We start from the raw sequence: 6,638 nt of genomic DNA, 5'->3' as shown, positions 1-6,638 counted from the left end.
ACACCCGGTCCCATACCGAACCCGGAAGTTAAGACTGCCAGCGCCGATGGTACTGCAATCGCGAGGTTGTGGGAGAGTAGGACGCCGCCGGACATACATTCGTAGAGGCCACCGCCTTGTGCCGGTGGCCTCTACGCATTTTCCGACCTCTGTCGTCCGCGACTTCTCCCCAGGGAGACGAGGGCGGTGGTGTGTCCACCGTGTGTCCCCTGGTCCGGCCTTCTCGTGGGCGGAGTCGGTTTGGCTGGTCCGATGACGACGACAGCAGGCCCGGCCGCGGGCGAGCAGACCGAACAGCCCTGGCGCAACGAGGTGCACCTCGTGGGTCGGATCAGTGGAGAGGTGGTCGTCCGGGTGATGCCTTCGGGCGATCCGGTGCGGACGTGGCGTCTGGTGGTGCCACGGCCCGAGGCCGACGGTGGCCGGGTCGACACCCTGGACTGCGCGGTCTGGGGCGAGACGGGACTGGCCCGTCGGGTGGGCGGCTGGCGGCCTGACGACGTCGTCGCCGTCTCCGGCGTGGTGCGCCGGCGCTTCTACCGCGCGGGCACGCTCACGCAGTCGCGGGTGGAGATCGTCGTCAGCTCGGGACGGGTGGTTCGTCGAGCCACGCGCGCATGAACGTGCCCGGCACCGGCTTGGGCTGGAAGGACGTCGCCTTCTCGGGCATCACGTCGCCGCCCGCCACCACGGACAGGACGTCCGCGAGGGACGGCGCGGGCAGCAGGAGTGCGGTGCCTCCACTGCGATGCGCCAGGGTGAGTGCCGCACGGACCTCGGGATGGTGCGTCGCGCTCTCCAGGGGGCTGCGCAGCCGCGGGACGATCGTGGCGTGCACGCGGTCGAGCTCGCGGCCACGCTCGCTGCCCGTCAGGCCGATCGCGAACCAGGCGGCGTCGTCGCTGAGGACGACGTGATGCGGCCCCAGGGCGTTGAGCGCCTCGCCCGCCGGCAGGCAGGTCACGGCGTGGCCGGCCTGGCGTGCGGCCTCGGCGACCGCGGCGGGTGCGACCCCGTGCCAGACCCGGTGGATCGCACCGAGGAACAGGGGTGTGTCTCCCTGGTCGACGAGCATCGCCAGCCCCCGGTCCGCGGCCGTCCCCGGGTAGCGCTGCTGGAGCGCCAGGTACGCCGAGTACCGGTGGTGGCCGTCGGCGATCACCGCCTCGGTGTCGGCGAGCAGGGCGGCGACGCGGTCCACGTCCTCGCGGCGTGCCAGGCGCCAGACGCGGTGCGCCTGACCGCGCCGGTCGAGGTAACGCGCCCAGGCGGGCCCCGTGCGCAGCGTGCGCAGGAGGTCGCGGAGCTCGGGGTCGGCGTCGTGGAAGAGCAGCAACGGCGTCGGGTTGACGCCGAGGTCGGTGAAGCGGGCGGTGAGGTTCTCCACCTGGCGCGGCCGCACCGCCTCATGGGGCATCACGGCGCGCCGGTCACCCGGTCGCGCGACCCGCGAGACGTCGAGTGCACCGACCAGCCCCCGCACCGTGATCCCGTTGACGGTGTACTCGTGCAGGTACAGCGCGGGCCCGGGGTCGTGGAGCACCCGCCCCTCGGCGCGCCACGCTGCGAGCCGTTCGGGCACCCGGTGGTGGGGTCGGCCGAGCAGCCGCGAGGCGGCCGGATCGCCGATCGAGGCCGGGGCGATCCGGATGGCCCGGAAGGGCTCGAGCCGCAGCGGAGAGGCCAGCGACGCGGGGATCATCCGGTCGCTGGTGGCCATCCTCCGATCCTACGGATCGTCGAGGCCGATGCGTGGCCGCGCGCCGCGGATGGCCACAATGGCGCCATGTTGCGTGAGTCGCGTGCACCGCTGCGGTCCGAGGTCGACCTCGTCATGCTCGATCTCGACGGGGTGGTCTACGTCGGGGCCGCGGCCGTGCCGGGGGCGGCCGAGCACCTGGCGGTGGCCCGTGCGCACGGCGTGCGGTGCGCGTTCGTCACGAACAACGCCTCCCGCACGCCCGACACCGTGGCGGCGCACCTCACCGAGCTCGGCGTGCCTGCCGGTCGCGACGACGTCGTGACCTCCGCCCAGGCCGCCGCCCGCCTCGTGCGGGAGGACGTCGGTGAGGGCGGGCGGGTCGTGGTGCTCGGCGGCGAGGGGCTGCACGCCGCCGTCGCGGAGGCCGGCTTGCAGGGCGTCGGGGTGGGGGAGGACGCCGCGGTGGTCGTTACTGGATACGGCCCCGACGTGGTGTGGCGCGACATCATGCGCGCGGCCGTGCGTATCCGCGCGGGTGACCGTTGGGTGGCCAGCAACACCGACACGACCATCCCGACCGCCGACGGGGTGGCGCCGGGCCACGGCGCCCTGGTGGCCCTGATCCGCGAGTTCACCGGCGTCGAACCACGCGTCGCGGGCAAGCCCGCGCGTCCGCTGCTGGACGAGACCGTGCGTCGCGTGGGAGGGACGCGGCCGCTGATGGTCGGTGATCGTCTCGACACCGACATCCTCGGCGGCCGGGCGGCGGGCGTGCGGACGCTGCTCGTCCTGACCGGCGTGACCGATCTCGCCGGCCTCGTGGCGGCGCCCCCGGAGCTGCGCCCGGACCATCTCGGGACCGACCTCGGCGCCCTGCACCGCTCCCACCCGGCGCCCGTGCTCACCGACCGGGGCGCGCACTGCGGCGTCTGGCGGGCGGAGGTCGTGGACGGACGCGTCCTCGTCGCGGCCCAGCCCGGCACCCCTCCCGGCACCGGACGCGCCGCAGATCCCGTCGCTGACCCCGCCGCTGACCCCGATGACTGGTGGCGGGCGGTCGCGACCGCCGCGTGGGACCACCTCGACCGCACGGGCACCGCCGCCGTCGTCGACCACCTCGAGCCGCCGGCACCGCTGACGCCGCCGGCGATGCCCTAGCCTTGCGCCCATGAGCGAGGAGTCCCTCGAGGAGGCGGACGGCGTGCAGCAGCGCCGGTGGTCCCTGCCCCCCGCCCCGGAGCCCACCGGGGTGTCGGCGGTGGACGAGGTCGTCGCGTCGGTGGCCGGGCTGCCCGGCACCGCCCTGGCCGAGCACGTCGCCGTGTTCGAGCAGGCCCATGCCCGCCTGCGCCGCGCCCTGGACGAGCCGAGCGGCCCCCGGCCGCCGGTCGGCTGAGCCGGCCGTGCCGCCCCGCCGTCTGCGGCTCGATCAGGAACTGGTCCGCCGTCAGCTGGCCCGCTCGCGCGAGCACGCCGCCGAGCTGATCGCCGCCGGACGGGTCAGCGTCGCCGGTAGCCGCGCGACCAAGCCCGCCACCGGTGTCACGACCGATGTCGCCCTGGTGGTGCGCGAGGACCCCGACCGCCCCGACTACGTGTCGCGGGGCGGCCACAAGCTCGCCGGAGCGCTCGACGCCTTCGCCGACCGGGGCCTGGCGGTCGCCGGACGTCGCGCCCTGGACGCCGGGGCGTCGACGGGCGGCTTCACCGACGTCCTGCTGCGCCGCGGCGCCCGCGAGGTCGTGGCGGTCGACGTCGGCTACGGCCAGCTCGCGTGGTCCCTGCGCAGTGACGACCGGGTGCGCGTGGTCGACCGGCAGAACGTGCGCGACCTCACCTTGGAGATCGTGGGGGAGCCCGTGGACCTCGTCGTCGGCGACCTCTCCTTCATCTCCCTCACCCTCGTGCTCGCCCCGCTGCTGGCGGTCACCGCGCCCGACGGCGATCTCGCGCTCATGGTCAAGCCGCAGTTCGAGGTGGGCAAGGACCGCGTCGGGAAGGGCGGCGTCGTGCGCGAGCCCGCGCTGCGCGCCGAGGCGATCGCCACCGTGGCCCACGCCGCCGCGGTCGCGGGCTGGGGCGCGCAGGCGGTCGCCGTCAGTCCGCTGCCGGGGCCCTCGGGGAACCACGAGTACTTCCTCTGGCTGCGCCGGGGCGAGGCCCGGATCGGGGAGGCCGAGTTCAGCGAGGTCGTCGCCGCCGTGCCCGCGCTGTCGGCGGCAGGGCGGTCGGCGCCGGACCAGGGGCCGGATGAGAGGGTGGAGCAGTGACGCGGCGACGGGTGCTCGTGCTGGCCCACACCGGCCGCCCCGAGGCGCGCGCCATCGCCCGCGCCTTCCTCGAGGGACTGCCCCAGCACGGCGTCGGGGTGCGGCTGCTCGCCGAGGAGGCCGCGGCCCTGGGCGCCCTCCCGGCTGCTGCGGACCTCGTCGAGGTGGTGGCCGACGACGACCCCGCGCCCGGGCGCGGATGCGAGCTCGCCGTGGTGATCGGGGGCGACGGCAGCATCCTGCGCGCCGTCGAGCTCACCCGGGCGACCGCCACCCCCGTGTTGGGGGTCAACCTGGGTCACGTCGGGTTCCTCGCCGAGGCCGAGCCCGAGGACGTCGACGACACCCTCGACGCGATCGTCGCCCGGCGGTACGCGGTGCACGAACGCCTGACCCTCGACGTCCGCGTCGTCGTGGACGGTGCCACCGTGGCGCAGACCTTCGCGCTCAACGAGGTGAGCGTCGAGAAGGCGGCCCGCGAACGGATGCTGGAGGTCGTGGTCGAGATCGACGACCGGCCGCTCTCGCGCTGGGGCTGCGACGGCGTCGTCTGCGCGACGCCCACCGGGTCCACCGCCTACAACTTCTCCGCCGGCGGGCCGGTGGTGTGGCCCCAGGTGGAGGCGCTGTGCGTCGTCCCGCTCAGCGCCCACGCCCTGTTCGCCCGGCCGATGGTCGTGGCCCCCAGCTCGACGGTGGCCATCGAGGTGCTCGCCCGTACCGAGGGTGCCGGGGTGATGTGGGCCGACGGCCGCCGCACGGTCGACCTCGCACCCGGTGCGCGCATCGAGGTGCGCCGCGGCGCCCAGCCCGTGCACCTCGCGCGCCTGCACGACGCCCCGTTCACCGACCGCCTGGTCGCCAAGTTCGGGCTGCCGGTCGAGGGCTGGCGCGGTCGCGGCGAGCGCCGCCTGCCCAGCCTGGCCGCCCCACCCGACGTCCCGCCCGAGGTTCCGCAGGAGGAGTCGCTGTGATCGAGGAACTGCGCATCAGCTCCCTCGGGGTCATCGAGTCCTCGGTCCTGGAGCTCGGCCCCGGTCTCACGGTCATCACCGGGGAGACCGGTGCCGGAAAGACGATGGTCGTCACCGCCCTGGGTCTGCTGCTCGGGGGGCGCGCCGACAGCGGTGCCGTGCGCTCCGGCGCCCGCCAGGCCCGGGTGGAGGGCGTGGTCGCCGCCGGGTCGCTGCCCGCGTTCCGGGCCGCGGTCGAGGACCTGGGCGGGGAGGTGGAGGACGACGCCGTCGTCCTGGCCCGCAACGTCGCCGCCGAGGGACGCTCCCGGGCGTTCGTGGGTGGCGCGGCCGTGCCGGTCGCGGCCCTGCAGGAGGTGGCCGAGCCGCTGGTCGCGGTGCATGGCCAGTCCGACCAGCACCGCCTGCTCTCGGTCCGGGCCCAGCGCGACACCCTGGACCGCTTCGGCGGCCCGCCGGTGCTCGACGTGCTCGCGCGCTACCAGCAGGTGCACACCGAGCTGCGCGAGGTGGAGCGCACCCTGGCCGACGTCGTCGAGCACGCCCGCGACCGGGCCCGCGAGGCCGACGTGCTGCGCTTCGGCCTCGGCGAGATCGAGGCCGTGGCCCCGCAGCCCGGCGAGGACGCCGACCTCGCGGCGGAGGAGTCGCGGCTGGGGTTCGCCGACACCCTGCGCCTGGCGGCCGAGCAGGCGCGGGAGGCGTTGAGCAGCGAGTCCGGCGGTCCCGACGCCCTGGGCACCGTCGGCGCCGCCCGTGGCTTCCTGGAGGGGGTGCGGGGGCACGACCCCGCTGCCGCGGCGCTCGCCGACCGGGTGGGGGAGGTGGGCTACGTCCTGGCCGACCTCGCGGCCGACGTCGCCTCCTACGCCACCGGCATCGAGACCGACCCGGCGCGCCTGGCGGCGGTGAGCGAACGGCGCGCCGCCCTCACCGCACTGACCCGCAAGTACGGCGAGACCGTCGAGGAGGTGCTGGCCTGGGCCGAGCAGGCCGCGGCGCGGCTGCTCGACCTCGACGGCACCGACGAGCGCATCGAGACCCTCCGGGCGCGCCGCGACGAGCTCGAGCAGGCCCTCACCGTCGCGGCGGAGGCGCTCCACGAGGCGCGCACCGAGGCCGCGGCCCGGCTCGAACAGGCCGTCACGGCCGAGCTCGGGCTCCTCGCGATGCCCCACGCCCGGCTCACGATCGCTGTCGAGCCCGTCGCCCCCGCCGCGCACGGCGCGGACGACGTCGCGTTCCTGCTGGCCGCCAACACCGGCTCGGAGCCGCGGCCGCTGCACAAGGGCGCCTCGGGTGGTGAGCTCTCGCGGGTGATGCTGGCCCTCGAGGTCGCGCTCGCCGGCACCACCACGGTGCCGACCTTCGTCTTCGACGAGGTCGACGCCGGCGTGGGCGGGGCGGCCGCCGTCGAGATCGGACGCCGGTTGGCGGCACTCGCCGCCGGGGGAGCGCAGGTGCTCGTCGTCACCCACCTGCCCCAGGTGGCGGCCTTCGGCGACCGCCACGTCGTGGTGCGCAAGGCCAGCGACGGCTCGGTCACGACGTCGGGTCTGACGACCCTCGACGACGCCGAGCGGGAGCGTGAGCTGTCCCGGATGCTGGCCGGGATGGCCGACTCCGACACCGCGCTGGCGCACGCCCGCGAACTTCTCTCCATGGCGCGCGGGGTCCGCGTGCAGCGCTGAG

General features: G+C 75.6%; 7 protein-coding genes and 1 rRNA gene. 7 read left to right on the top strand and 1 reads right to left on the bottom strand.

Translation table 11 applies throughout. The features are described 5' to 3' along the window. Positions 1-93: ribosomal RNA gene (gene rrf, locus ACERUJ_RS01265) — 5S ribosomal RNA — on the top strand; the annotation flags it as partial. Between the two features lie 159 nt (positions 94-252). Next, on the top strand, positions 253-621 hold the full coding sequence (locus ACERUJ_RS01260; protein WP_370246616.1) for a single-stranded DNA-binding protein: 369 nt from the start codon (positions 253-255) through the stop codon (positions 619-621). Here ACERUJ_RS01260 and ACERUJ_RS01255 read toward each other — a convergent pair. Further along, on the bottom strand, positions 581-1,720 hold the full coding sequence (locus ACERUJ_RS01255) for a DUF1015 family protein (protein ID WP_370246615.1): 1,140 nt from the start codon (positions 1,718-1,720) through the stop codon (positions 581-583). The genes ACERUJ_RS01260 and ACERUJ_RS01255 overlap by 41 nt on opposite strands. Positions 1,721-1,786: 66 nt before the next feature. On the opposite strand from ACERUJ_RS01255, the gene ACERUJ_RS01250 reads away from it, so the two are divergent. The 5 genes from ACERUJ_RS01250 to recN are packed head-to-tail and all read left to right on the top strand — an operon-like array spanning position 1,787 to position 6,637. Continuing rightward, positions 1,787-2,860 (top strand): HAD-IIA family hydrolase, encoded by a 1,074-nt coding sequence (locus tag ACERUJ_RS01250; RefSeq protein WP_370246614.1) that lies wholly within the window; start codon positions 1,787-1,789, stop codon positions 2,858-2,860. 10 nt (positions 2,861-2,870) lie between these two features. Further along, positions 2,871-3,098: a hypothetical protein gene (locus tag ACERUJ_RS01245; protein WP_370246613.1), complete on the top strand. Its 228-nt coding sequence runs from the start codon at positions 2,871-2,873 to the stop codon at positions 3,096-3,098. A gap of 7 nt (positions 3,099-3,105) precedes the next feature. After that, positions 3,106-3,972, top strand: coding sequence for a TlyA family RNA methyltransferase (locus ACERUJ_RS01240; protein WP_370246612.1), 867 nt, complete (start codon positions 3,106-3,108; stop codon positions 3,970-3,972). Next, positions 3,969-4,946 (top strand): NAD kinase, encoded by a 978-nt coding sequence (locus ACERUJ_RS01235; protein WP_370246611.1) that lies wholly within the window; start codon positions 3,969-3,971, stop codon positions 4,944-4,946. Before ACERUJ_RS01240 ends, ACERUJ_RS01235 begins: the two co-directional genes overlap by 4 nt. Further along, positions 4,943-6,637: a DNA repair protein RecN gene (gene recN / locus ACERUJ_RS01230; RefSeq protein ID WP_370246610.1), complete on the top strand. Its 1,695-nt coding sequence runs from the start codon at positions 4,943-4,945 to the stop codon at positions 6,635-6,637. The genes ACERUJ_RS01235 and recN overlap by 4 nt, the downstream gene beginning before the upstream one ends. Position 6,638: the final 1 nt, after the last annotated feature.

Source organism: Nocardioides sp. (assembly GCF_964228225.1).
Taxonomy (GTDB): domain Bacteria; phylum Actinomycetota; class Actinomycetes; order Propionibacteriales; family Nocardioidaceae; genus Nocardioides.
This window is presented reverse-complemented; position numbering and strand designations above follow the sequence as displayed.

Bases quoted from the DNA above. Each gene is read 5' to 3' on its own strand.
- ACERUJ_RS01260 (WP_370246616.1), top strand. From the start codon at position 253: ATGACGACGACAGCAGGCCCGGCCGCGGGCGAGCAGACCGAACAGCCC.
- ACERUJ_RS01255 (WP_370246615.1), bottom strand. From the start codon at position 1,720: ATGGCCACCAGCGACCGGATGATCCCCGCGTCGCTGGCCTCTCCGCTG.
- ACERUJ_RS01250 (WP_370246614.1), top strand. From the start codon at position 1,787: ATGTTGCGTGAGTCGCGTGCACCGCTGCGGTCCGAGGTCGACCTCGTC.
- ACERUJ_RS01245 (WP_370246613.1), top strand. From the start codon at position 2,871: ATGAGCGAGGAGTCCCTCGAGGAGGCGGACGGCGTGCAGCAGCGCCGG.